The sequence below is a fragment of the Pseudomonas sp. genome (assembly GCF_030147005.1).
GTDB lineage: Bacteria > Pseudomonadota > Gammaproteobacteria > Pseudomonadales > Pseudomonadaceae > Aquipseudomonas.
Genome location: NZ_JASLAW010000079.1, coordinates 1 through 24,153 on the forward strand (window position 1 = coordinate 1; position 24,153 = coordinate 24,153).

General features: G+C 61.0%; 20 protein-coding genes. 9 read left to right on the forward strand and 11 right to left on the reverse strand.

The window, feature by feature from the left end; translation table 11 throughout:
• Positions 1–177 precede the first annotated feature (177 nt).
• The gene (locus Q1V60_RS07550; protein WP_300628888.1) at positions 178–2,166 is read right to left on the reverse strand and encodes an alpha-1,4-glucan--maltose-1-phosphate maltosyltransferase; all 1,989 of its coding nucleotides are present in this window, start codon (positions 2,164–2,166) and stop codon (positions 178–180) included.
• 203 nt (positions 2,167–2,369) lie between these two features.
• Between Q1V60_RS07550 and Q1V60_RS07555 the strand changes: the two genes are divergently transcribed.
• Positions 2,370–2,546: a hypothetical protein gene (locus Q1V60_RS07555; protein WP_300628889.1), complete on the forward strand. Its 177-nt coding sequence runs from the start codon at positions 2,370–2,372 to the stop codon at positions 2,544–2,546.
• Here the strand turns inward: Q1V60_RS07555 and Q1V60_RS07560 are convergent.
• Positions 2,524–3,015 carry an MgtC/SapB family protein gene (locus tag Q1V60_RS07560; protein WP_300628891.1) on the reverse strand — a complete coding sequence of 164 codons (492 nt, stop codon included), beginning with the start codon at positions 3,013–3,015 and terminating at the stop codon, positions 2,524–2,526. The genes Q1V60_RS07555 and Q1V60_RS07560 overlap by 23 nt on opposite strands.
• Before the next feature lie 125 nt (positions 3,016–3,140).
• On the opposite strand from Q1V60_RS07560, the gene Q1V60_RS07565 reads away from it, so the two are divergent.
• The 4 genes from Q1V60_RS07565 (at position 3,141) to Q1V60_RS07580 (ending at position 6,989) form a co-directional block, all read left to right on the forward strand.
• Positions 3,141–3,380 (forward strand): DUF3203 family protein, encoded by a 240-nt coding sequence (locus Q1V60_RS07565; protein WP_300628892.1) that lies wholly within the window; start codon positions 3,141–3,143, stop codon positions 3,378–3,380.
• A 184-nt stretch (positions 3,381–3,564) separates the two neighbouring features.
• Positions 3,565–4,974, forward strand: a complete 1,410-nt coding sequence (gene ccoG / locus Q1V60_RS07570) for a cytochrome c oxidase accessory protein CcoG (protein WP_300628893.1) — start codon at positions 3,565–3,567, stop codon at positions 4,972–4,974.
• A 72-nt stretch (positions 4,975–5,046) separates the two neighbouring features.
• The gene (gene mapR, locus Q1V60_RS07575; protein WP_300628894.1) at positions 5,047–6,456 is read left to right on the forward strand and encodes a GntR family transcriptional regulator MpaR; all 1,410 of its coding nucleotides are present in this window, start codon (positions 5,047–5,049) and stop codon (positions 6,454–6,456) included.
• Positions 6,457–6,533: 77 nt separating this feature from the next.
• A complete protein-coding gene (locus tag Q1V60_RS07580; RefSeq protein WP_300628895.1) occupies positions 6,534–6,989 on the forward strand; it encodes a hypothetical protein in 456 nt (151 codons plus the stop codon).
• 11 nt (positions 6,990–7,000) lie between these two features.
• Here the strand turns inward: Q1V60_RS07580 and Q1V60_RS07585 are convergent, their stop codons facing one another.
• The 9 genes from Q1V60_RS07585 to Q1V60_RS07625 form a co-directional block, all read right to left on the reverse strand.
• A complete protein-coding gene (locus tag Q1V60_RS07585; RefSeq protein WP_300628896.1) occupies positions 7,001–7,747 on the reverse strand; it encodes an SDR family oxidoreductase in 747 nt (248 codons plus the stop codon).
• 82 nt (positions 7,748–7,829) lie between these two features.
• Positions 7,830–8,891 (reverse strand): kelch repeat-containing protein, encoded by a 1,062-nt coding sequence (locus tag Q1V60_RS07590; RefSeq protein WP_300628898.1) that lies wholly within the window; start codon positions 8,889–8,891, stop codon positions 7,830–7,832.
• Between the two features lie 65 nt (positions 8,892–8,956).
• A complete protein-coding gene (locus tag Q1V60_RS07595; protein WP_300628899.1) occupies positions 8,957–9,328 on the reverse strand; it encodes a hypothetical protein in 372 nt (123 codons plus the stop codon).
• 9 nt (positions 9,329–9,337) lie between these two features.
• On the reverse strand, positions 9,338–10,765 hold the full coding sequence (locus tag Q1V60_RS07600) for an efflux transporter outer membrane subunit (RefSeq protein WP_300628900.1): 1,428 nt from the start codon (positions 10,763–10,765) through the stop codon (positions 9,338–9,340).
• A 140-nt stretch (positions 10,766–10,905) separates the two neighbouring features.
• A complete protein-coding gene (locus Q1V60_RS07605; protein WP_300628901.1) occupies positions 10,906–14,013 on the reverse strand; it encodes an efflux RND transporter permease subunit in 3,108 nt (1,035 codons plus the stop codon).
• The gene (locus tag Q1V60_RS07610; RefSeq protein WP_300628902.1) at positions 14,010–17,111 is read right to left on the reverse strand and encodes an MdtB/MuxB family multidrug efflux RND transporter permease subunit; all 3,102 of its coding nucleotides are present in this window, start codon (positions 17,109–17,111) and stop codon (positions 14,010–14,012) included. The genes Q1V60_RS07605 and Q1V60_RS07610 overlap by 4 nt, the downstream gene beginning before the upstream one ends.
• Complete coding sequence (locus Q1V60_RS07615; protein ID WP_300628903.1) at positions 17,108–18,406, reverse strand: MdtA/MuxA family multidrug efflux RND transporter periplasmic adaptor subunit; 1,299 nt, start codon at positions 18,404–18,406, stop codon at positions 17,108–17,110. Before Q1V60_RS07615 ends, Q1V60_RS07610 begins: the two co-directional genes overlap by 4 nt.
• Before the next feature lie 231 nt (positions 18,407–18,637).
• Entirely contained in the window at positions 18,638–19,138 is a 501-nt protein-coding gene (gene tpx, locus Q1V60_RS07620; protein WP_043051500.1) for a thiol peroxidase, read from the reverse strand.
• 163 nt (positions 19,139–19,301) lie between these two features.
• Complete coding sequence (locus tag Q1V60_RS07625; RefSeq protein ID WP_300628907.1) at positions 19,302–19,589, reverse strand: hypothetical protein; 288 nt, start codon at positions 19,587–19,589, stop codon at positions 19,302–19,304.
• A gap of 361 nt (positions 19,590–19,950) precedes the next feature.
• Between Q1V60_RS07625 and Q1V60_RS07630 the strand changes: the two genes are divergently transcribed.
• The 4 genes from Q1V60_RS07630 to Q1V60_RS07645 all read left to right on the forward strand — a co-directional run bounded on the left by Q1V60_RS07630 (position 19,951) and on the right by Q1V60_RS07645 (position 24,059).
• Positions 19,951–21,240 (forward strand): glycosyltransferase, encoded by a 1,290-nt coding sequence (locus tag Q1V60_RS07630; protein WP_300628909.1) that lies wholly within the window; start codon positions 19,951–19,953, stop codon positions 21,238–21,240.
• 72 nt (positions 21,241–21,312) lie between these two features.
• Complete coding sequence (locus tag Q1V60_RS07635) at positions 21,313–22,218, forward strand: AraC family transcriptional regulator (RefSeq protein ID WP_300628911.1); 906 nt, start codon at positions 21,313–21,315, stop codon at positions 22,216–22,218.
• A gap of 39 nt (positions 22,219–22,257) precedes the next feature.
• The gene (locus Q1V60_RS07640) at positions 22,258–22,461 is read left to right on the forward strand and encodes a DUF6124 family protein (RefSeq protein ID WP_300628913.1); all 204 of its coding nucleotides are present in this window, start codon (positions 22,258–22,260) and stop codon (positions 22,459–22,461) included.
• A gap of 275 nt (positions 22,462–22,736) precedes the next feature.
• A complete protein-coding gene (locus Q1V60_RS07645; protein WP_300628915.1) occupies positions 22,737–24,059 on the forward strand; it encodes a sugar ABC transporter substrate-binding protein in 1,323 nt (440 codons plus the stop codon).
• The last annotated feature ends 94 nt before the right edge of the window (positions 24,060–24,153 follow it).

Sequence of the window (24,153 nt, forward strand, 5' to 3'; positions counted from 1 at the left end):
GGCTGGACCCGCAGATGCCGTTTGGTATCTGGCGCAGTACCGTGTCCTGAGAGTCGTGGAGATCAAAAGCGTGGGAGCGGGCTTGCTCGCGAAAGCGGTGTGTCAGCAGCGAATATATTGACTGAGCCACCGCCTTCGCGAGCAAGCCCGCTCCCACGCTTTTGATCTCCACGACTCTCAGGAAACGGTAATGCGCCAGATACCAAACGGCATCTGCGGGTCCAGCCGGGTGAATTGGGTCTTGCCGTACCAGGTCCAGCGATGGCCGTTCATCAAGTCTTCACCCTGAGTCTGGGCGTCGTCCGGCAATCCCATTTCCCAAAGCGGCAGTTCGAAGTGCGCTTCCTGGGCGTTGTGCGGGTCGAGGTTGACCGCTACCAGCACGAAATTGCTGCCATCCTCGCTGCGCTTGCCGAAGTACAGGATGTTGTCGTTCCAGGCGTTGTAGATTTTGAGCCCCAAGTGCGTCTGCAGCGCCGGGTTCTGGCGGCGGATGCGGTTGAGCTGGGCGATCTCGGCGATGATGTTGCCGGGCGCGGTGAAGTCGCGCGGACGGATCTCGTATTTCTCCGAGTCCAGGTATTCCTCTTTGCCCGGCACCGGCGCGGCTTCGCACAGTTCGAACCCGGAGTACATGCCCCACAGGCCCGAGCCCATGGTGGCCAGCGCGGCGCGGATCAGGAAACCCGGCCGGCCGGACTCATGCAGGAAGCCAGGGTTGATGTCCGGCGTATTGACGAAGAAATTCGGCCGGTAGCACTCGCGCCACGGCGACTGGTTCAACTGGGTGAAGTACTCGCTCAGTTCGGCCTTGGTATTGCGCCAGGTGAAATAGGTGTAGCTCTGGGAATAGCCGACTTTACCCAGGCGCGCCATCATTGCCGGGGTGGTAAAGGCTTCGGCCAGGAAGATCACCTCGGGGTATTTGCTGCGCACGTCGCTGATCAACCACTGCCAGAACGGCAGCGGCTTGGTGTGCGGGTTGTCCACGCGGAAGGTCTTGACGCCCTCTTCCACCCAACCCACCACGACGTCGCGCAATTCGGTCCACAGGCCGGGGATCGCATCCGCCGCATAAAAGTCGACGTTGACGATGTCCTGGTACTTTTTCGGCGGGTTTTCCGCGTATTTAATCGTGCCGTCCGGGCGCCAGTTGAACCAGCCCGGATGCTGTTTGAGCCACGGATGGTCCTGGGAACACTGGATGGCGAAGTCGAGCGCGATTTCCAGGCCGTGGTCGGCGGCGGCTTTGACCAGGCGACGGAAATCCTCACGGCTGCCCAGTTGCGGGTGAATCGCTTCGTGCCCGCCCTCCTCGCTGCCGATCGCGTATGGGCTGCCGGGATCGTCCGGGCCTGCGGTCAGGGAGTTGTTCTTGCCCTTGCGGTGGCTGCGGCCGATGGGATGGATCGGCGGGAAGTAAAGCACGTCAAAGCCCATGTCGTGGATCATCGACAAGCGCGAATGCACATCGTTGAACGTGCCATGGCGGGCCGGATCGTCGGTGATCGAGCGGGGAAACAGCTCGTACCAGCTGGCGAACTGCGCGCGCTCGCGCTCCACATCAATCGGGTAGACGCTGCTGATGCTCAAATAGGCGCGGTGGTCGGCCTGGGTCATCAGGTGCGCACTGTCTTCGTGCAGAAACTGCGCGACCTGCTCGGTTTCCAGCAGGCCGGACAGTTCGTGGTGCAGCAGCATCAAGCGGTCGCGCAGCTCGTTGTCACTGCGCTCGGCGGCCTGCAGCACCAGGCTGCGGCCTTCCTGCAGCTCCAGGCTGACCGGCACGCCGGCTTCATGCTTTTTACGCAACTCATAACAGAAGCTGGCGAAGGTATCGATCCAGGCCTCGATGCAAAACTCATGAGGCCCCTGGGTGGTGACGGTAAATGCACCTTCCCAGCCGTTGTTGCCGACATCATTCATGACCACGCTGTGCCAGTTTTCCTGCCCGAGCGGGCGCCAGCGTACCAACACCGCCAGCTTGTCATGGCCATCGGCGAACACTTTACTGGTGACGTTGACCTGCTGGCCAACCACCGCTTTGACGGCAAACTCGCCGCCGTCGATCACCGGCATGGTGCTTTCAATCGCGATTCTGGGTAACAGCAGCGCTTGGGATAACGGCAATAAAGAGTCTTCTTGAACCCGTGTTTCAGCAGTCATCGAGCCTATTCCCCTTACGCCCCGTGGACGCTCTGTGCTTAATCTGAATGCATAAGATGGCGGCGCTGCATGAGCAACGCCCTATTAAGTCCGAGCTTGGGCTGCGTGCAAAAGTTCAGGTGGATATACCGCCACCGGGCGGGGAATCAATTCCCACCCCTGACTGTCCACCGGTAGAGCCAAGCACAAAGGAGGCCACACCCATGAGCATACCGATCCCGGCGAAAACCCCGGACCCGAATATCGACACGCCGACCCTGCCACCCACCGAGCCTGCGCCGATTCCAGAGCAGGAACCGCCGGAGAATGAGCCGCCACCGGTGCAGGAGCCACCCACCACGATGCCGCCCGTCATCGTCAGTCCTTCTCGAAACGCTTGACGATTTTCGGCATCACGCTGAACACCGCCAAAGCCAGCAACGTACTCAGTACCGCTGTCGATTCCCGACCCAAACCGGCCGAGACCCCAATCGCAGCGGTCATCCACAAGCCGGCAGCGGTGGTAAGGCCTTTGACCTGGCCGGCGTCATCATCCTTGCCCTTGATAATAGTGCCGGCGCCGAGGAAGCCGATCCCGGCGATCACACCCTGCACCACCCGGCTCATGGCATCGGCCTGGTTGCCGGACATCTGCGGCACCATTACAAACAGCGCTGCGCCCAACGCCACCAGCATGTGCGTGCGCACCCCGGCGGCCTTGCCCTTGCTCTCGCGTTCAAAACCTAGAATGCCACCGAGGAGCGCGGCCATCAGCAGGCGCACGGTGATCTGGGTGAGCTGCCTGGCGTCGCCGATATCGGCAAATTCAGCCTGCAGGGTTTGCCACGCTTCATGCAACCAAGCGTCCATTTTTTGATACCGCCTTTTTGTGATTATTGATAAACGATGGACAGCGGCGACCGTCAGTCAGTTGCGTGGAACCCTCATAACTCGCAGGCTCCTAACCCTTAACAGCCCATGCAGAGGACACAGGTATGCCTATCCGTATTGACAACCAACTGTGCTATTTCATCCTTGATGACCAGGGCCAGGAACACAGCGTGCCCGCGACCCGCGTCACGGTGCTGACCGACGACGATAAATCCATGTCATACGTCGAACTGCCGGCAGAACGCATCTACATCACTGAAGCCGAGGCCGACGCGCTGACCGTCGCCGGTGCAAGCGACGGACGCCAACATGTCAAGGCCGACAAACCGGGTTCGGTCATCTGATTGATCCGTATCAACACCTTCGCAATAACGCTGCGCCCCTGACGCCACGGGGTGCAGCGTTATGTCGCAGGTAGGCGCCGGCAGCCCATCTGATCCGCTTTTTATCCACGTGGCTGAGTCTGTTATGCAAACAGCGCGCCGCGCATAGTTCATTCGCCTGATGGAGGGTGATGAGCGAACGACCATGAGCGAACGAATCCCCACCGTGGAAACCTTTGAGCCCATTCACCCGAAGAAGGTGAAGGCCGCATCCCGCGATAACCTGATCCATACCCGCAGCTTCACCGGCCTGTTCCGCACTTTGCGCATGAGCGGCGCCGGCTTTTTGTGCCTGGTGTTTTTCGGCACCGTATGGCTGAACCGGGACGGTCGCCAAGCCGTGCTCTGGGACCTGGCCGAGAGCAAATTCCATATTTTTGGTGCAACCTTCTGGCCCCAGGACTTCATTCTGTTGTCGGCGCTGTTGATCATCTGCGCCTTTGGCCTGTTTGCGATCATGGTGTTCGCAGGCCGCGTGTGGTGCGGCTATACCTGCCCGCAAAGCGTGTTCACCTGGCTGTTCATGTGTTGCGAAAAAATCAGCGAAGGCGAGCGCAACCAACGCATCAAGCTGCAAGCCGCACCCTGGAGCCTGAACAAACTGGCAAGGCGTTCGGCCAAGCACACGCTGTGGCTGGGCATCAGCGTGCTGACCGGGCTGACCTTTGTCGGCTACTTCACCCCCATCCGCCCGTTGGCCGCTGAGCTGCTGACCTGGCAACTGGGCGGCGTCAGCCTGTTCTGGGTGCTGTTCTTCACCGCCGCCACCTACCTCAATGCCGGTTGGCTGCGCGAAGCGGTGTGCATGCACATGTGCCCGTATGCGCGTTTTCAAAGCGTGATGTTCGATAAAGACACCCTGACCATTGCCTATAACGTCGCCCGTGGCGAGCACCGTGGGGCGCGTAAACGCGAGGTGAAACCGGCGGATGTCGGCCTTGGCGACTGCATCGACTGCCAGCTGTGCGTGCAGGTCTGCCCTACCGGTATTGATATCCGCGACGGCCTGCAAATGGAATGCATCGGTTGCGCGGCGTGCATCGACGCCTGCGATTCGATCATGGACAAAATGGGTTATGCCCGCGGCCTGTTGAGTTACACCAGCGAACAACAATTGCAAGGCGGCAAGACCCAACTGCTGCGGCCGCGCCTGATCGGCTACAGTGCCGTGCTGCTGGTCATGATCGCCGCGCTGGTGGTGGCCTTGATCGAGCGGCCGATGGTGTCGCTGGACGTGACCAAGGACCGAGGCATGTTCCGCGAGAACAGCCAGGGCTTGATCGAAAACATTTACAGCCTCAAGGTCATCAACAAGACTCAGCAGCCCCAGGACTATCGCCTGGAACTGGTGGACGCCGAGGGTTTCCAGTTGCAGGGCAAGACCCAGATCAGCCTGGCACCGGGGGAAATCAGCGATGTGCCGGTGTCGGTGGCGCTGCTGGCGGGCACACCGGCGAGCAGCTCCCAGACGTTGCGCTTCAAGGTCACGGACGTGGATGAGCCGTGGGTTTACAGTGCTGCCGACAGCCGTTTTGTTGCGCCGTTGAATCGCTGAATGCTGGCGCTGGCTTGCCTGCTCCCACACTGTCGCTTTGCGTACCCATTAAGAAATACTGATCAGGCCCCCATGAAACGCTACGAAAAATTCGCCGATGACATTGCAGAACTGATCCGCTCCGGCGTCCTCGGCCCCGGCCAGCGCGTGCCTTCGGTGCGCTACGCCAGCCAGACCTACGGCGTCAGCCCGTCCACCGTGTTCCAGGCCTACTACCTGCTGGAGCGTCGCGGCCTGATCCGCGCGCGGCCGCGCTCTGGCTACTTCGTCAATACCCATGCGCCCAGTCCGTTTTCCGAGCCGGTGGTGAGCGAGCAGGTGCATGAGTCCACCGAAGTCGATGTGAGTGAGCTGGTGTTTTCGGTACTTGATTCGATCAAAGACCCGAACACCGTGCCCTTCGGCTCGGCCTTCCCCAGCCCGATGCTGTTCCCGCTGCCGCGCCTGGCGCGCTCTTTGGCCAGCGCCAGCCGCGAGATGGACCCGCGCCTGGTGGTTACCGACATGTCCCCCGGCAACCCGCAACTGCGCCGGCAGATTGCCCTGCGTTACATGGTCGGCGGGCTGATGCTGCCCATGGAGGAACTGCTGATCACCAACGGCGCCCTCGAAGCACTGAACCTGTGCCTGCAAGCCGTCACCGAGCCCGGCGACCTGGTGGCGATTGAAGCCCCGGCGTTTTATGCCTGCCTGCAAGTGCTGGAGCGGCTGAAGCTCAAGGCGGTGGAAATCCCCGTGCACCCGCGCGACGGCATCGACCTCAACGCCTTGGCGCAAAGCCTGGAGCGTTACCCGATCAAAGCCTGCTGGAGCATGACCAGCTTCCAGAACCCGATGGGCGCCACGGTGCCGGAGGAAAAAAAGCAGGCGCTGGTGGAGTTGCTGCGCAGCCATCAGGTGCCGCTGATCGAAGATGATGTGTATGCCGAGCTGTATTACGGGCAGCATGCGCCGAAACCGGCCAAGGCCTTCGACACCCAAGGGCTGGTGATGCACTGCGGCTCCTTTGCCAAGAGCCTGGCGCCGGGTTACCGCGTCGGCTGGGTGGCGGCCGGTCGCTTCGCGCAGAAGGTCGAACGCTTGAAGCTGATGACATCGCTCTGCCCGTCGATGCCGGCCCAGGCCGCGATTGCCGATTACCTGCAACACGGCGGCTACGACCGGCACCTGCGCAAATTGCGCTACGCCCTGGAAGAACAGCAAAGCGCGATGCTTGCGGCCATTGCCCGTTACTTCCCGGCCCAGACACGGGTCAGCCAGCCGGCCGGCGGGTATTTCCTGTGGCTGGAATTGCCTGAGCAGACCGACTCGCTGAAGCTGTTCCAAATGGCCCTGGCCCAGGGCATCAGCATTGCGCCAGGGCCGATTTTCTCGGCGACCCGGCGGTTCAGAAATTGCATTCGCTTGAACTACGGCAGCCCGTGGACCGAAGCGTCAGAGCAGGCCATGGAGACGCTGGGGCGGATCGTGCGGTCTTTTTAACGCAGGGATACACAGCCTTTGGAACCCGCTCCCCCGCGTAGACACTCAGGCGTGTGTATCTTCACTTCGAGACCATCATGCGCATCAACATGCTCCCCGCAGCAACTGCCTACTCGCTTGGCGAAGGCCGCCCAGAAAACAACTGGCTTTGCGTGCCTACCGTGCCCGAAGAGCCACCCGTCGATGATCGGCGCTCTGCCGAGCAAATCATCAACGCCAATCCGGCGGTGAATCACCTGCTCAAGCGCAGGGACACCTACCCCGTCACCGACTTGCTCAAGCGACAACTGGGCGACTGGACATCCACCAACCCCGACGCCAACGCAAGGGCGCGCGCCGCCTATAATCTGGCGCGGGTGGTCAATGTCCTCGACAACGTGAATGATCGTCGCGTGGGTAACAGCGAACGGCACGACGGCAAAATCACCGGCTTTTACAACGCGGGCTATTCCACCCGCAAAAACTCCGAGGCTCGCCTGCTCGTCGCTTTCGCGCAGGACGGCTACGAGGTACTGCGAAACCTCGGACATTAAGCCATGGGGTTTCAGCGACCTCCGCTCAGGTCCACGAAGGTACCGGTGGCGTATGAAGCCTTGTCCGACAGCAGCCAGATAATCGCCTCTGCCACTTCATCCGGGCGCCCGCCGCGGCCCATGGGAATGCCGGACTCAAGCTTGCTGACCCGATCCGGGTCGCCGCTGAGGGCATGGAAGTCGGTGAAGATATAGCCGGGGCGAACCGCGTTGACGCGAATGCCCTCGCCCGCCACTTCTTTCGACAGGCCAATGGTGAAGGTGTCGAGCGCGCCCTTGGAGGCCGCGTAGTCGACGTATTCACCCGGCGAGCCCAGGCGCGCCGCCCCCGACGAGACATTGACGATGCTGCCGCCCTGCCCGCCATGCCTGGGCGACATGCGCAGCAGCGCATGCTTGGCGCACAGGATCGGGCCCAGCACGTTGGTCTTGAGGATTTTCAGAACCCGGAACTCGGACATCTCATCGACCCGGGTCTTCTGGCCGACGGTGCCCGCGTTATTCACCAGCGCCGTGACACGGCCCAGCTCGGCGTCGACACGCGTGAACAGGGCGATCACTTCATCTTCGATGCTGACATCCGCGCGCACCGCAATGGCCTGTGTCCCAAGGGCGCGGACCTGTTCCAGTACACGGTGGGCGGCCTGCTCGTCGGATTGATAGTTGATGCAGATGCGATAGCCGTGGCGAGCGGCGAGCAATGCCGTCTCGGCGCCAATCCCGCGACTGCCTCCAGTGATGACGACGACTTTGTCCATGGCTGCGGTCTCCTGATTCAACCTGATGTCTAGAGTTGGATCCAAGAATACCTTCAACATAGGGGTTTTACACCGCCACAGGTCAGTCGTCCCGCCCGGTAGCCTGCATAAGCGTGAAAATTTCTGCCGAAGAGACTGGAGCAGGATGGGAAACGGGCCGCGCCCCTCCTGCCAACAAGACCTCTCCTGTAGGAAGACAAGAGGCACTGTGCCCGAAACGTCCATGCGGCATTTGTGCTGTAAGCGTCCATTGCCCGGAAAGAGGATCATACAACTCCGCGGTCCGGGCATTTTCAGGGCTGGAAATGGTGCTGGCGCCAGCCACCAATACCTGGCCTGCCGCCAGCCTTATCGCACTGTGATTTTTACGGGGGACGCCCATCGCAGACTGCTCCCAACTGTCTGACCTGGGATCGTAGGTGTAGGAACGACTTTGCGCCGGGCCGAAAGGCAAGGTCGATCCGCCCGCGATCAACACCCGACCATCCAGCAGCAAGGTTGCCGTGTGCTGCATGAGTGGCGTGGGCATGGGGCGTACCTCAGTCCATCGGCCGGTTGACGTGTCATACATGAAAGCGCTGGCCAACGTCGCTTTTCGACTGCCGGAGTACCCGCCAGCCACCAAAACGTTTGCGTTCGTCAATAGCGTCGCCGTGTGGTCCATGGTGTCAACGGGAAGCCAGCCCTTACGCTTCCAGACGTTGCTTAGCGGGTCATATAACTCGACGCTATCCTGGACCTGCGAACCTGAGGGCCCAAGGTTATTTCCGCCGACGACCAGCACCTCTCCCGAGTCAAGCAAGGTTGTGGTGTGGCTGAAGCGGGGAGTATGCAACTGCCCCGCCGCTCTCCAGCTATCGGCTGAAACGTCATACAGTTGGGCGTCCCTGAGCGCATAGTTGGCATTACTGCCGGCGGCAACCAAGACCAAGCCTGGCGACAGAAGCGCTGTGCCACAGGTATTGCGAGCGACCGGCAGCGGAGCCCGCGCAGCCCACTCACCCGACAAGGGATCGTAAAGTTCAACACCACTCGCCCCTGCGACCACCAGAACGCCAAGTCCGGTAGTCACCGCACAATGGAAGTAACGAGGCTCAAGCATCGAGCCGGTCGGTTTAAACTCCGCTGCAAGATTCGCGTTCATGACCCAATCGCTCGCGCTGCTGTTCAGGCGTCTAATCTAAGCCCCGCAAAACGCCCTCGCTACTGTCAGAGTTGACAGGTACCTGCAAACGGTGAACTCGACATCGCTTCACCTGCTGCCTTTTGAATATCAGCGATGAATTGATCATCAGGCAGCGGATGACCGAGTAGGTACCCCTGCAAGGACTTACAGCCCAAGCGGGCTACCTGGAAAGAGCGGTTGATCAGGCCGGCTTGACGTTCGGCCAAGCGCGTTCTTCGTCGTTGCACGGGGTGGCCATCAAGGCGTCGGTGTTCAGCTGCAGCATGGGAAATACTGTGTGGAGTTGGGTGTTGCGCCGGGGAATTGTGCCATTGCGGCGAATTGGGTGTCGTCAGGCTGGGCCCTAGCACCAGCAACACGAACTCGTCATCGCCGATACGCGCCAGGGTGCGCATGTACCCCGCTCACTTCTTCTCAGGCAGAGAGGTCTGCCCGTCCCAACCTCCCCCCAAAGCCGCAATCAACTGCACGCTCGCCACGAGGCGCGATTGCAGCAGGTTCAACACCGTGCGCTCGTTGCTCAGGGCCGTCGCTTGTACGGTTACCACGTCCAGATAAGCGATCAACCCCGCCTTGTACTGGTTCTCGGTCAAGCGCAGCGACTCGCGGGCGGATTCCAGCGCTTCGTTGCTGACCACCGCTTCGTCGGCCAGCACCTTGAGCTGCACCATGTAGTTTTCCACTTCACGGAACCCATCCAGCACGGTCTGACGGTACTTGGCCACGGTTTCGTCATAGCTGGCCACGCTGCGGTCGACTTCCGCCGAGCGCTGGCCGCCGTCGAACAAGGTCATGGCCAACTTCGGGCCTACCGACCAGAACCGGTTCGGCAGGCTGACCCAGTCTTCATAGGTGCTGCTGGAATAGCCCCCCGCCAGGCTCAAGGTCAGGTCGGGGTAATAGGCAGCCTTGGCCACGCCAATATTGGCGTTGGCCGCAATCACCGAGCGTTCCGACGATGCGATATCCGGGCGCCGCTCCAACAGGTGCGACGGCAGGCCGACAGGAATTTGCGGCAACGCCGGGATGTCTTTGCTCACGGCCAGGCTGAAATTGGCCGGTGCTTCACCGATCAATACCGCGATGGCGTTTTCCAACTGCGCACGCTGCCAGATCAAATCGATCAGGCTGGCCTGGGTGGTCTTGAACTGGGTTCGCGCCTGGGCGATGGCGTCTTTGCCGGCAACACCGGCGCGGTATTGGTTCTCGGTCATTTGCAGCGAGCGCTGGTAGGTGTCCAGCGTGGCTTGCAGCAAACGTGTCTGCTCGTCCATGACGCGCAATTGCAAATAGCTTTGCACCAATTCCGACTGCTGGCTCAGGCGCATCGCGGCCAAGTCTGCCGAACTGGCCTCGGCGCTGGCTTCGTTGGCTTCAAGCCCACGACGCAATTTGCCCCACACATCGGCTTCCCAGCTCACGCCCAACTGCGCGTTGAGGGTGTCGCGAATACCGCTGCTGGAACTGCTGAGGCTGGCGCTGCTGCTGCCGGTGCCCTGGCTGGCGCGGGTTTTGCCGACGCTCAGGTCGACACTGGGGTAAAACGCCCCGCGAGCACTGCGCACCAGTGCCTGGGCCTGGCGAAAACGCGCCTCAGCCTGGGCGACGGTCTGGTTGGCCGTGTTGAGGCGCACCACCAGGTCGTTCAGTTGGCGGTCGCCGTACAGCTCCCACCACGCGCCACGGGCCAGGGAGTCGCTTGGATTGGCCTGGCGCCAGCCCTGGGCTTGCTTGAATTGTGCCGGCTCGACCACAGGCGGACGCTGGTAATCGGGGCCGATGGCGCAGGCGCTGAGCAGCACACCACACATCAGCACGGCCAATAGCTTCATTGCACTGCTGTGGTGAGGGAGCCTGCTCCCGCTGGAGGGCGAAGCGCTCCCAGGTTTTTTTGAGGCCGCTTCGCAGCCCAGCGGGAGCAAGCTCCCTCGCCACGGCAGGCCCGCGCCTACGCGGGATTTGGTTGAATCATTCATAGCGCAGTGTCCAGGGCAGCATCGGTACGCACGCCGCGCCAGGCATTGAAGCGATGGCGCGCGCGGTCAAGATAGAGGTAAACCACCGGGGTGGTGTAAAGGGTCAGGATCTGGCTGAACACCAGGCCGCCGATGATGGTCAGGCCCAGGGGCTGGCGCATTTCCGCGCCATCACCGGCGCCGAGCAGCAATGGCAAGGCGCCGAGAATCGCCGCCAGCGTGGTCATAAGGATCGGGCGCAGGCGCAGCAGGCAGGCGCTGCGAATCGACTCCAGCGGAGTCATGCCTTCATGACGCTCAAGCTGCAACGCCAGGTCGATCATCAGGATCGCGTTTTTCTTCACCACCCCGATCAGCAGGAACAGCCCCAACAGTGAGATCAGGCTGAACTCCCCGCCCAACAGGTAGATAGACAGCAACGCACCGACGCCGGCCGATGGCAAGGTCGACAGGATCGTCAGCGGGTGGATATAGCTTTCATAAAGAATGCCCAGCACCAGGTACACCGCCACCAGTGCGCCAAGAATCATGAACGGCTGGCCCTTTTGCGTCGCGGCGAACGCGTCGGCGGTGCCGGCCATTTTGGCGATCACGTCTTCCGGCAGGCCGACCTTGGCAATCGCGCGCTCGATGGCGGCGGTGCCCTGCTCCACCGTGACGCCCGGTGCCATGTCGAACGCGATGTTTTCCGAAGCGAACTGCCCTTCATGGCTGACGCGATCATCCGCCAGGCTGTTCTCATAATGGGCAATGGTCGACAGCGGCACCCGCGCGCCATCGGCGGTGATCACCTGCACCTGGTTGAGGGTAATCGGGTCCTGGGCGTATTTGGGATTGACCTCCATCACCACCTGATATTGGTTGAGGCTGTCGTAGATGGTGGAAATCTGCCGCTGGCTGTAGGCGTTATTGAGCACCGAGGTGACCATGTTCATGTCGATACCCAGGCGCTTGGCCTGATCGCGGTCGACGATCAGCGTGACCTGGGCCGCGCCGCGTCCTTCGCGGGCGTCGATGGCGGTCAGCTCCGGCAGTTCACGCATGGCGGCCACCACTTTGGGGTACCACAGGCGCAGCGCGGCCAGGTCACCGCTTTGCAGGATGTAGGAATATTGCGCACTGGTCTGGTCGCGACCGCCGCCAAACTGCAGGTCCTGATCGGCCATCAGGAACAGGCGCCCACCCGGCACCGGCGGCACGTCCTTGCGCAAGCGCTCGATCACCGCCTGGGCCGACACCTTGCGCTCTGCGATGGGCTTGAGGCGCACCAGCATCACCGCGTTGTTGATGCCGCTGTTGCCACCGATAAAGCCGGCCACGCTGAGCACCGCCGGGTCCTTGAGCACGGCCTGGCGAAAAATCTCCATCTTCGGCTGCATCACATTGAACGACAGCCCGTCATCGCCGCGCACAAAACCGATCAACTGGCCGGTGTCCTGCTGGGGCATGAAGGTTTTGGGCACCACCACGTACAGCGCGATGTTCACCCCCACCGTGATCAGCAGGCTGAGCAGGGTCAGGCGCCGATGGCGCAACACCCAGTCCAGGCTGCTGGCATAAGCGGCGACCATGCGCTCGTTGATCCGGTGGCTCCAGCGCTGCAAACCGGTCATATGCCCTTTGACATGGGGCTTGAGCCAGCGCGCACAGAGCATCGGGGTCAGGGTCAGCGAGACGATCAGCGAGACGATGATCGCCGCCGACAAGGTGATGGAAAACTCACGGAACAGGCTGGTGACGATTCCCCCCATGAACAGAATGGAGAGAAACACCGCCACCAGCGACACGTTCATCGACAGCAAGGTAAAACCGACTTCCTGGGCGCCCAGGTAGGCGGCCTTCATCGGCGGCACGCCTTCGTCGATATGCCGGGAGATGTTCTCCAGCACCACAATGGCATCGTCCACCACCAGGCCGGTCGCCAGGATCAGCGCCATCAGCGAGAAGTTGTTCAACGAAAAACCGTACAGGTACATCACCGCAAAGGTACCCACCAGCGACACCGGCACCGCCAGGGTGGGGATCAACGAGGCGCGGAAGTTACCCAGAAACAGGTACACCACCAGCACCACCAGGGCCACGGCGATCAGCAGGGTCATCTCGGCTTCGTGCAAGGTGGCGGTGATGACCGGGGAACGGTCCATGGCCAGGTTGAGCTTGACGCTGGACGGCAACACCGCCTGCAACGCCGGCAACTGCGCTTTGATCTGCCGGACGGTTTCGATGATGTTGGCGCCGGACTGGCGGTTGATCACCAGCAGTACCGCCGAATCATTATTGAAAAAACCGCTGTTGTAGCGGTCTTCCACGCCATCGCTGATCTTCGCCACATCGCTCAGGCGCAGCGCCGCGCCGTTCTGGTAGCGGATCAGCAGCGGCTCGTAGTCCTTGGCCTTTTCCAACTGGTCGTTGGCCTGGATCTGCCAGTTACGCTCGCTGTCTTCCAGGGAACCCTTGGGCCGGCGCTGGTTGGCGTTGGCGATGGTATTGCGCACATCGTCCAGGGCCACACCGTATTGGTCGAGGGCTTTGGGCTCCAGCTCGATGCGCACGGCCGGCAGGGAGCTGCCGCCAATCTGCACTTCGCCCACACCCGGCACCTGGGACAGGCTTTGGGAGAGAATGGTGGAGGCCAGGTCGTATAACTGGCCCTTCTGCAACACGTCCGAGGTCAGCGACAGCACCATGATCGGCGCCTGGGACGGGTTGATCTTCTTGTACGTGGGCATGCTGCGCATGCCGCTGGGCAGCAAATTGCGCGACGCATTGATCGCCGCCTGCACTTCCCGCGCCGCGCCGTTGATATCCCGATCGGAATCGAACGCCAGGATCACTCGCGTAGAGCCCTGGCTCGAAGAGCTGCTCATGGTGGTGATGCCGGCAATCGCGCCGAACGAGCGCTCCAGTGGCGTGGCCACGGTAGAGGCCATCACCTCGGGGCTTGCGCCAGGCAGGCTGGCCGACACCACGATCACCGGGAAATCGATCTGCGGCAATGGCGACACCGGCAGCAGGTTGAAGCTGACCCCGCCGAGCAACATGATCGCCAGGCTCAGCAGCATGGTGGCTACCGGCCGGCGAATGAAAGGTCCGGACAGGTTCATGGCTCAACCGGCTCCAGGCGTTGCGGCTCTTTGCGCCAGCGCCGGCCAAGACGGTCGAAATACAGGTAGATCACCGGCGTGGTGAACAGCGTCAACACCTGGCTCACCAGCAAACCGCCGACCATCACCAGCCCCAGGGGCTGGCGCAGTTCCGCGCCGGAACCGGTGGCCAGCATCAGCGGTACCGCCCCGAACAAGGCCGCCAGGGTGGTCATCAGGATCGGCCGGAAGCGCAGCAGCGCCGCCTGATAGATGGCGGTCTGCGGGTCCAGGCCCTGGTTGCGCTCGGCGTCGAGGGCAAAGTCGATCATCATGATCGCGTTTTTCTTGACGATACCGATCAGCAGGATGATGCCGATGATCGCGATCATGCCCAGGTCATTGCCACTGAGCAGCAAGGCCAGCAACGCACCCACCGCCGCCGACGGCAAGGTGGAAAGGATGGTGATCGGGTGGATGTAACTCTCGTAGAGCACGCCCAGCACGATGTACATGGTGACCACCGCCGCCAGGATCAGCAGCAAGGTGCTCGACAGCGACGCCTCGAACGCCTGGGCCGCGCCCTGGAACTGGGTCTGCACGCCGATCGGCATGCCGATGTCCTTCTGGGTCTGGTTGATCAGCTCCACGCCTTTGCCCAGCGCGACCCCTGGCGCCAGGTTGAACGACATCATCACCGCCGGGAACTGGCCGATATGGGCAATCGCCAACTGCGCCTGACGCTGCTCCACATGGGCCAGGCTCGACAGCCGCACCTGGCCGCCGTCGGTGGTCTTCACATGAATCTGGTTGAGCGCGGCCGGGCCGAGGGTTTCGCCCGATTGGGCCTGCAACACCACGCGATACTGGCTGGCCTGTGTGTAGATGGTGGAAATCTGCCGCTGGCCGAAGGCGTCGTACAGCGCGTCGGTGATGGTCGACACGCTGACACCCAGGCGTGAAGCCGCATCCCGATCGATCACCAGGTACACCTGCAGGCCTTTGTCCTGCAGGTCGCTGGCCACGTCGGTAAGTTCCGGCAATTGACTGAGGGCGTGCACCAGCTTGTCGCTCCACAAGGCCAGCAACTCGGCATCCGGTGAAGACATGCTGAACTGGTACTGGGTGCGGCTGACGCGGTCTTCGATGGTCAGGTCCTGCACCGGCTGCATGAACAGACGGATGCCCACCAGCTTGTCAATCTGCGGTTGCAGACGCGCGATCACCTGCGTCGCGCTCAAGTCGCGCAGCCCGTGAGCCTTGAGGTTGATCAGCAAGCGTCCGCTGTTGAGTGTGGCGTTATCACCGTCCACGCCAATATAGGACGACAGGCTTTCAACCGCCGGGTCGGCCAGGATGACCTTCGCCAGTTCCTGCTGGCGCTGGCTCATCGCGGCAAATGAAATCGACTGCGGCGCTTCGGAAATCCCCTGGATCACGCCGGTATCCTGCACCGGAAAAAAGCCCTTGGGCACCACCAGGTACAGCACCACCGTAAGACCCAGAGTGGCGATGGCCACCAGCAGGGTCAACGGCTGGTGCTTGAGCACCCACTGCAACTTGCGCCCGTAGCCTTCGATCAGCCAATCGATCCAGGCGCCGCTGGCCTTGTAAAAGCGTCCCTGCTCCTCTTCTTTCGGCTCACGCTTGAGCAAGCGCGCGCACATCATCGGTGTGAGCGTGAGGGACACCACCAGGGAAATCAGGATCGCCACTGCCAGGGTGATGGCGAACTCGCGGAACAGGCGCCCGACCACATCAGCCATGAACAGCAGCGGAATCAACACGGCGATCAGCGACAGGGTCAGGGAAATCAGGGTGAAACCGATCTGCTTGGCGCCTTTGAACGCGGCGGCCATGGGCGTCTCGCCTTCCTCGATATAGCGCGAGATGTTCTCCAGCATCACGATGGCATCGTCCACCACGAACCCGGTGGCGATGGTCAGGGCCATCAACGTCAGGTTGTTGACCGAGAACCCCGCCAGGTACATCACGCCAAAAGTACCGATCAGCGACAGCGGCACGGCGATGGACGGAATGATCGTGGCGCTGACACGGCGCAGGAACAGGAACGTCACCATCACCACCAGGGCGATGGCGATCAGCAATTCGTGTTGCACGTCTTTAACCGACGCGCGGATGGTCTGGGTGCGGTCGGTGAGCACCGTCACGTCCAGGCCCGCCGGCAGGTTGTCGGTGATGCTCGGCAGCAAGGCCTTGATACGGTCCACCACCTCGATCACGTTGGCGCCCGGCTGGCGTTGGATATTGAGCAGCACGGCCTGGTTTTCATTGGCCCAGGCGGCAAGGCGCTCGTTTTCGGCGCCGTCGACGATCTGCGCAACGTCTTTCAGACGCAAAGGCGCGCCGTTGCTGTAGGCCAGGATCAGTTCGGCATATTGCTCGGGAGACACCAACTGATCGTTGGCATCGAGCATCGACACCCGGGTGGGGCCGTCAAAGTTGCCCTTGGGCTGGTTGACGTTGGATGCGGCGATCAGCGTGCGCACATCCGACAGGTTCAAGCCATTGGCCGCCAGAGCCTCGGGGTTGACCTTGATGCGCACGGCCTGGCGCTGGCCACCGGCAATGCTGACCATGCCGACGCCGCTTATCTGCGCGATTTTCTGCGCCATGCGCGTATCGACCAGGTCATTGAGCTTGGGCAACAGCATGGTCTTGGAGGTAATCGCCAGCGTCAGCACCGGGGTGTCCGCCGGGTTGACCTTGTTGTACACCGGCGGCGCCGGCAGGTCCTTGGGCAGCAGGTTGGTGGCGGCGTTGATCGCGGCCTGCACTTGCTGCTCGGCGACATCCATATTGATGTCGAGGTTGAAGCGCAGGGTAAGCACCGACGCACCGCCGGAACTGGTGGACGCCATCTGGGTGAGGCCGGGCATCTGCCCGAACTGGCGCTCCAGCGGCGCGGTGACCGCGCTGGTCATCACGTCGGGGCTGGCGCCGGGGTACAGCGTCATCACCCGAATCGTCGGGTAATCCACCTGGGGCAAGGCCGAAACCGGCAACAGGCGGTAAGCGATGATGCCGGCCAGCACAATCGCCAGCATGCTCAGCGTGGTGGCGACCGGGCGGAGGATGAACAGGCGTGACAGGTTCATGCGCCGACCTTTTGCGCCTTGCCGGCCTCAGTACCGGTCTCCCCTTTTGCCGCAGGCTTGCCTTGCAGGTGTTCAGTCGGGGTGGTCGGCACTTCGCTGCTGTCATTGACCACTTCGATTTCGCTGCCGTCCTTGAGGCGGTCGGTGCCTTCCATGACCACCCGATCACCCGCCGCCAGGCCTTGCTTGATCACGGTGTTGTCGCCGTCGGTGTCGCCCACCACCAGCGGCTGCACCTTGACCTTCTTGTCGCCATCGAGCTTGTAGACGAAGGTGCCGTTGTTACCGAACTGGATCGCGGCGGACGGCGCCAGCACCACGTTGTGCAAGGTATCGGCCAGCAAATGCACATTGACGAACTGATTGGGGAACAGCGCCTGATCCCTGTTATCGAAGCGCGCCTTGAATTTCAGCGTGCCGGTGGTCACGTCGATCTGGTTGTCCAGGCTTTGCAGCACGCCCGCCGCCTGCTTTTTCGCATCGCCACGGTCCCAGGCCTCCACCGGCAGTTTGTTGCCGGCGTGGTAACGCGCGAGGACGGTCTCCAGTGTGTTTTCCGGCAGGGTGAAGGCCACGCTGATCGGTTGGGTCTGGGTGATCACCACGAGGGCGGTGGTGTCGTTGGCGGCCACCAGGTTGCCGACATCGAGCTGACGCAGGCCGACGCGACCGGCAATCGGCGCGCGGATCTTGGTGAACTCAAGGTTCAGCTTGGCATCGTCGACCGCGCCCTGGTTGGTCTTGACCGTGCCCTGGTATTGCAGGACCAGCGCTTCGGCGGTGTCCAGGGTTTGCTTGGCAATGCTGTCCTGGGCATACAGGCCGCGATAACGCTCGACATCGACCTGAGCGTTTTTCAGCTGGGCCTGGTTCTGCAGTAACGTGCCCTGGGCCTGGAGCAAAGCATTCTGGTAGCTGCGCGGGTCGATCTCCGCGAGCAGGTCTCCGGCCTTGACCATTTGCCCTTCTTCAAAAGCGATCTTTACCAGCTCACCGCCCACCCGGCTGCGCACATTAATGGTGTTGAGCGCCGTGACCGTGCCCAACGCCTTGTAGTACACCGGAAAATCACCCAGCACCGCAGGCGCAACCCGCACCGGCACCGGGCCGGTGGCGCCGCCGAACCCCGGGCGCGCCATGCCGGCCTTGCCGGTGTGCCCGGCCGGGGCGTCCTTGTGGGCCGCGCCGCCGGGCCAGAATTTCCAGCACAGGCCGGCGATAACCAGCAGCACCAGCAGGCCGAACAGCCAGCGGCGGGAATTGCGGGGGGAGGATTGCATGGAGTGATCAACCATTGGGCGCGAGAGCTTCTACTTGGGGAGGCTGAAAGATAAGCACTGGGATGCGTTAAGAAAAGCACCTTTACCGGCTATTTACCTTGGGCTTACAACTTTTAACTTCTGCGCTTAGCCTGACGGCTGTTTCGCTAAGCATTTGAGCTGCAAATAAAAACGGCCTGGACTAGGCCAGGCCGCAATCATGCATCATACGTGTTACTGCCAAACGACAGTTACGCGCAGAAACAGTTACTTCAACACAGCCAGGGCTGCGTCGTAGTTTGGCTCTTCAGCGATTTCCTTGACCAACTCGCTGTGCAGCACGTTGTCGTTTTCGTCCAGTACCACGACAGCGCGAGCGGTCAGGCCTTTGAGCGGGCCATCAGCGATCGCCACACCGTAATCAACTGCGAAATCAGAATCGCGGAAATCAGACAGGTTCTTCACGTTTTCCAGGCCTTCGGAGCCGCAGAAACGCGCCTGGGCGAATGGCAGGTCAGTGGAGATACACAGCACCACGGTGTTTTCCACATCGTTGGCCTGGGCGTTGAACTTGCGCACCGAAGTCGCGCAGGTCGGGGTGTCGACGCTTGGAAAAATGTTCAGCACTTTGCGCTTGCCGGCAAAGGTAGCCAGGGTGGCGTTGGACAGGTCGCCGGCGGTCAGGGTGAAGTCTGCGGCTTTGGCGCCGACTTTCGGCAGTTCGCCTTCAACCTGGACCGGGTTGCCTTTAAGGGTGACTTGAGCCATGAACGGAATCCTTATGCTGGGTTTATTGAAACGAATTCGAGAGGCGGAAGTTAACCACAAAGCGGGCCCGTAGACCTATTCGCAAACGGATTCTTTTAAAGAAACGAGCCGCAAAGGCGGCTCGCTGGGCAAGCGTCAAAGCTTGGCTACTTACGAACCCAGGTTAAACATTGAACGTTTTGGTCACGAATTTCCGGTCATCCGGGCCGCTCATATCAAAAACGAATTCGACCTGAACGGTGATCTGGCTGGAGCCATCCAGCACCACTGAGCCATTGGCTTCCCAGCCATACCACTTACCGTCCTGCTTCATGTTATCGGGCGAATTGGTCTTCAAGGACCCCGGTGTTACGAGAATATTGATGTTCGCTTCATTTCTGCTCCCATTGCCACTGAACATATAACGTAAAGTCTCAATTGCCACGTTATTGCCCGATTGTAGCCAGCGCATCTCCAGGTTACCGGTATGACCGCTGGCACTCCCGGTGAACGTATCGCCGCCCTAGCCACCGGTCTCGTTTGAGCGCGTCGATTCCGGTTTACCTTGACTTAAGATTTTATCTTTCGTTGAAGTGTTCTCCCTAACAGGACGAGAAGGCTCCCGGATCAACATCATTGGGAAACTGCGTCCAACATAGCGACCGGGCGCCGCCTGCATAACTGCCACAGTTGACAGTCAGCTAGCTCATTTCGCGATCATACGATTCAACTTAATTGCCAGATTGGGCCATGCATGAAAGTGCTCAAATATGTGATTTAATCTCGCGTTTTTCCGGCAATACAGCTGGAACATTCGCTTGGATTTCAACCTCATGAATCAGCTCGCCACCAAAGTCCTGGTCATTGGTTATGTCTGGCCGGAGCCGCGTTCCTCGGCTGCGGGCGGGCATATGATGCAGATTCTGGAGAGTTTTCTTGCCCAGGGTTGGGACATTACCTTCAGCAGCCCGGCAAGCATCGGCGAGCACAAGGCCGACTTGCCGGCGCTGGGCATCCATGAGTGCGCCATCGAGCTCAATAACAGCAGCTTCGACGACTTCATCCGCGAGCTGGCGCCGGACGTCGTGCTGTTCGACCGCTTCATGATGGAAGAACAGTTTGGCTGGCGCGTGGAAAAATGTTGCCCCGAAGCCCTGCGCGTGCTGGAAACCTCCGACCTGCAAAGCCTGCGCGACGCCCGGCATTTGCGCCTCAAGGCGGCGCTCAAGGCCCGTCCGGAGAGTGACGACTTCACCGCCGTGTTCGCGCCCGACCTGGATGAAGAGTTCCAGCTGATGGCCGACACCGACCTGGCCAAGCGTGAAATCGCCGCGATTTATCGCTGTGACATCAGCCTGATAATCTCCGACGTGGAAATCCGCCTGCTCACCGAGCAATTCAAGGTGCCGGCCGCCCTGCTTCACTGGTGCCCGTTGATGATGGAGCCTCCGACCGCAGCCTTTGCCCCCTTTGAAGACCGCGCGCACTTTCTGAGCATTGGTAACTTCCGCCATGCGCCCAATTGGGACGCAGTGCTGTGGATGAAGCACAGCCTTTGGCCGCTGATCCGCCAGCAATTGCCGGGCGCCCAGTTGCATGTCTACGGCGCTTACACACCGCCCAAGGCCACCGCGCTGCACAACCCGGCGCAGGGCTTTCATGTGATGAACTGGGCCGAAGATGCGCTGCAAGTGATGACTGCCGCGCGCATCTGCCTCGCTCCGTTGCGCTTTGGCGCGGGGATCAAGGGCAAGTTGGTCGACGCAATGCTGTGCGGCACACCCAACGTCACCACGCCCATCGGCGCCGAAGCCATGGGCGACGATCAGCCCTGGCCCGGCGCGATCGAGCAGAACGCGCCGGCCCTGGCCGCCGCTGCCGTCGCCCTCTACCAGGACCGCGAGCGCTGGCTCCAGGCCCAGGAACACGGCCGCCAGCTGCTGGCCCGGCGCTATGCCCAGAGCCTCCACGGCCCGGCCTTGGTAGCCTGCCTGGAGCAATGCCGCGGCAACCTCGCCGCCCATCGCCGTGACAACTTCACCGGCAGCATGCTGCGTCACCACGCGCATAAAAGTACGCAGTACATGTCCCAATGGATCGAGGCAAAAAACCGCGTCGTATAAACACCGGCGCTGGCGAGGTCGAGCGCGAGGGGGCATTATCCTACGCAGCAACCACAATAAAGCGACGGCAACATGACCCGAGCAACGCGCATCACCGACCCTTCCTACGAGCTGATGGACGACCATAACGGTCTGTCCATCATCTATCGCCAGCACGGCTTCCCCTGCCCGCTGGTGCGCTGGCATTTCCACAAGGAATACGAACTGCACCTGATCGTCGCCAGCTCGGGCAAGGTGTTTATCGGCGACTACATCGGCAACTTCTATCCAGAAAGCCTGTTCCTAACCGGCCCCAACCTGCCCCACAACTGGATCAGCCAGGTGGAGGAAGGCGAAGTGGTGCCCAAGCGCGACATGCTGGTGAACTTCACCGATGAATTGTTCGAACACGGCAGCCACATCTTCGCCGAACTAAAGAGCCTGACGCCATTGCTGGAGCGTGCGCAGTACGGCATTGAGTTTCGCTGCAAAAAAACCATCGGCCAGGCCATGGCCCTGATGCAGCGCATTGAGGAGGCCCAAGGCATGGCACGTCTGGGGCACTTCTTCATCCTGCTGGAAGTGCTGAGCGCCTGTGACGACTACCAACTGCTCTCCGGCGTGACCACGCCACAGCAAGCCGACGAACACAGCATCGACCGCACCAACCGCGCGGTGGATTACATCTTTGCCCACTACGCCCGTGAGCTGCCGCTGGAAGAAGTCGCGGAGTATCTCGGGATGAAACCGACGTATTTTTCCAGGGTGTTCAAACAGGCCACCGGGCGCACTTTTATTGAATTCGTCAATCGGCTGCGCATCAGCAAGTCCTGCGAGTTGCTGGCCGATGGCGACAAGGCTGTTACGGATGTGTGCTTTGAGTCGGGGTTCAATAATATTTCCAACTTCAATCGGCGCTTTCAGCAGCTTAAAGGTATGACGCCGTCCCACTATCGGCGGTTGGCGGTGCAGCGGTTGACTGAGCAGAATCTTGCTTGAACCGATTACCACCATCCCCCAATCGATTCAGCACCCAGCGTGCTATTCACCGTAAAAGACGGCATCTCCACTCAAGACCTACTGGTCAACCTCAGCGAATCACTCGCCTCTGCCCACGCCCTGACCTGCGATTTCGCCTTTGATCTCGATGGCTCGCGAAGAGAAGGCGCGCTGGGTATCGCCCAGTTGATCAAGGTGTCTCGATTGTTGGCTGAGCGGGTACTGGCTGATATCGAGCGTTAAACCCAGCACTGATCGTTCCCACGCTCAGCGTGGGCATGCATACCGTGACGCTCTGCGTCACCAGGGACGCACAGCGTCCCGGGCGGCGTTACCACGCGGAGCGTGGGAGCGATCATGCCGAGTGCAAAAAAGTATCAGTCCCAGTGTTCCCAAGGATTTGTCACAGGCGCATTTGAAGGCTGTAATCAACGCACACTCTTCCTGGCTCCCTGTAGGAAGACACAACAACAATAACTGTCCTTCCGTCGCCCCTGGGCGCGGAAATGGAGTGCGCGATGAAGTTCACAGCAAAAGTACTGCTTGCCTCGACCTGCATGACAGCATGCATGACCCTCAGCGCCGTCAGCTTTGGCGCGCAAACCCTGACCATTGCCACCGTCAATAACAGCGACATGATCCGCATGCAAAAGCTCTCGAAAACCTTCGAGGCCGAGCATCCGGAGATCAAGCTGAACTGGGTGGTGCTCGAAGAAAACGTGCTGCGCCAACGCCTGACCACCGATATTGCCACCCAGGGCGGGCAGTTCGATGTGTTGACCATCGGCATGTACGAAGCTGCACTGTGGGGTGCCAAGGGCTGGCTGGAGCCGATGAAGGATCTGCCGGCTTCCTACGACCTCGACGATGTGTTTCCTTCGGTGCGTGACGGCTTGTCGGTCAAGGGCTCGCTGTACGCCCTGCCGTTCTATGCCGAAAGCTCGATCACCTATTACCGCACCGACCTGTTCAAGGACGCCGGGCTGAGCATGCCCGAGCACCCGACCTGGAGCCAGATCGGCGAATTCGCGGCCAAACTCACCGACAAAACCAAAGAGCAATACGGCCTGTGCCTGCGGGGCAAAGCCGGTTGGGGCGAAAACATGGCGCTGATCACCACCCTGGCCAACGGTTACGGTGCGCGCTGGTTCGATGAGAAGTGGCAGCCAGAATTCAACGGCCCTGAATGGAAGGACGCGTTGAACTTCTACGTCGACAACATGAAGAAATCCGGCCCGCCGGGTGCCTCCAGCAACGGTTTCAACGAGAACCTGGCGCTGTTCAACAGCGGCAAGTGCGCGATCTGGGTGGATGCCAGCGTCGCCGGCTCGTTTGTCACCGACAAAACCCAAAGCAAGGTGGCTGACCACGTCGGCTTTACCTTCGCCCCGCATGAGAAGACCGACAAGGGCACTTCGTGGCTGTACTCCTGGAGCCTGGCGATCCCCACCAGTTCCAAGGCCAAGGACGCCGCCAAGGTGTTCACCAGCTGGGCCACTTCCAAGGAATATGGCGCATTGGTCGCCAAGACCGACGGCGTCGCCAATGTGCCGCCAGGCACCCGCAAGTCCACCTACAGCGATGAATACATGAAGGCCGCACCGTTCGCCAAGGTGACCCTGGAATCGCTGAAAGTGGCGGACCCGACCAAACCGACCGAAAAACCGGTGCCGTATATCGGCATTCAGCTGGTGACCATTCCTGAGTTCCAGGCCATTGGTACCCAGGTCGGCAAATTCTTCTCGGGTGCGCTGACCGGTCAGCAGACGGTCGATGCCGCGCTGACGGCCGCGCAGACCACCACCGAGCGGGAAATGAAGCGGGCCGGTTACCCCAAATAAAGTGGGTACACCGCTGTAAATGTGGGAGCGGGCTTGCTCGCGAAGAGGTCTTGCAGTGAATGCATCGGTAACTGCCACACCGTATTCGCGAGCA

Coding starts and splice junctions, on each gene's coding strand:
- Q1V60_RS07550 (WP_300628888.1), bottom strand. CDS start 2,166: ATGACTGCTGAAACACGGGTTCAAGAAGACTCTTTATTGCCGTTATCC.
- Q1V60_RS07555 (WP_300628889.1), top strand. CDS start 2,370: ATGAGCATACCGATCCCGGCGAAAACCCCGGACCCGAATATCGACACG.
- Q1V60_RS07560 (WP_300628891.1), bottom strand. CDS start 3,015: ATGGACGCTTGGTTGCATGAAGCGTGGCAAACCCTGCAGGCTGAATTT.
- Q1V60_RS07565 (WP_300628892.1), top strand. CDS start 3,141: ATGCCTATCCGTATTGACAACCAACTGTGCTATTTCATCCTTGATGAC.
- ccoG (WP_300628893.1), top strand. CDS start 3,565: ATGAGCGAACGAATCCCCACCGTGGAAACCTTTGAGCCCATTCACCCG.
- mapR (WP_300628894.1), top strand. CDS start 5,047: ATGAAACGCTACGAAAAATTCGCCGATGACATTGCAGAACTGATCCGC.
- Q1V60_RS07580 (WP_300628895.1), top strand. CDS start 6,534: ATGCGCATCAACATGCTCCCCGCAGCAACTGCCTACTCGCTTGGCGAA.
- Q1V60_RS07585 (WP_300628896.1), bottom strand. CDS start 7,747: ATGGACAAAGTCGTCGTCATCACTGGAGGCAGTCGCGGGATTGGCGCC.
- Q1V60_RS07590 (WP_300628898.1), bottom strand. CDS start 8,891: ATGAACGCGAATCTTGCAGCGGAGTTTAAACCGACCGGCTCGATGCTT.
- Q1V60_RS07595 (WP_300628899.1), bottom strand. CDS start 9,328: ATGCGCACCCTGGCGCGTATCGGCGATGACGAGTTCGTGTTGCTGGTG.
- Q1V60_RS07600 (WP_300628900.1), bottom strand. CDS start 10,765: ATGAAGCTATTGGCCGTGCTGATGTGTGGTGTGCTGCTCAGCGCCTGC.
- Q1V60_RS07605 (WP_300628901.1), bottom strand. CDS start 14,013: ATGAACCTGTCCGGACCTTTCATTCGCCGGCCGGTAGCCACCATGCTG.
- Q1V60_RS07610 (WP_300628902.1), bottom strand. CDS start 17,111: ATGAACCTGTCACGCCTGTTCATCCTCCGCCCGGTCGCCACCACGCTG.
- Q1V60_RS07615 (WP_300628903.1), bottom strand. CDS start 18,406: ATGGTTGATCACTCCATGCAATCCTCCCCCCGCAATTCCCGCCGCTGG.
- tpx (WP_043051500.1), bottom strand. CDS start 19,138: ATGGCTCAAGTCACCCTTAAAGGCAACCCGGTCCAGGTTGAAGGCGAA.
- Q1V60_RS07625 (WP_300628907.1), bottom strand. CDS start 19,589: ATGCGCTGGCTACAATCGGGCAATAACGTGGCAATTGAGACTTTACGT.
- Q1V60_RS07630 (WP_300628909.1), top strand. CDS start 19,951: ATGAATCAGCTCGCCACCAAAGTCCTGGTCATTGGTTATGTCTGGCCG.
- Q1V60_RS07635 (WP_300628911.1), top strand. CDS start 21,313: ATGACCCGAGCAACGCGCATCACCGACCCTTCCTACGAGCTGATGGAC.
- Q1V60_RS07645 (WP_300628915.1), top strand. CDS start 22,737: ATGAAGTTCACAGCAAAAGTACTGCTTGCCTCGACCTGCATGACAGCA.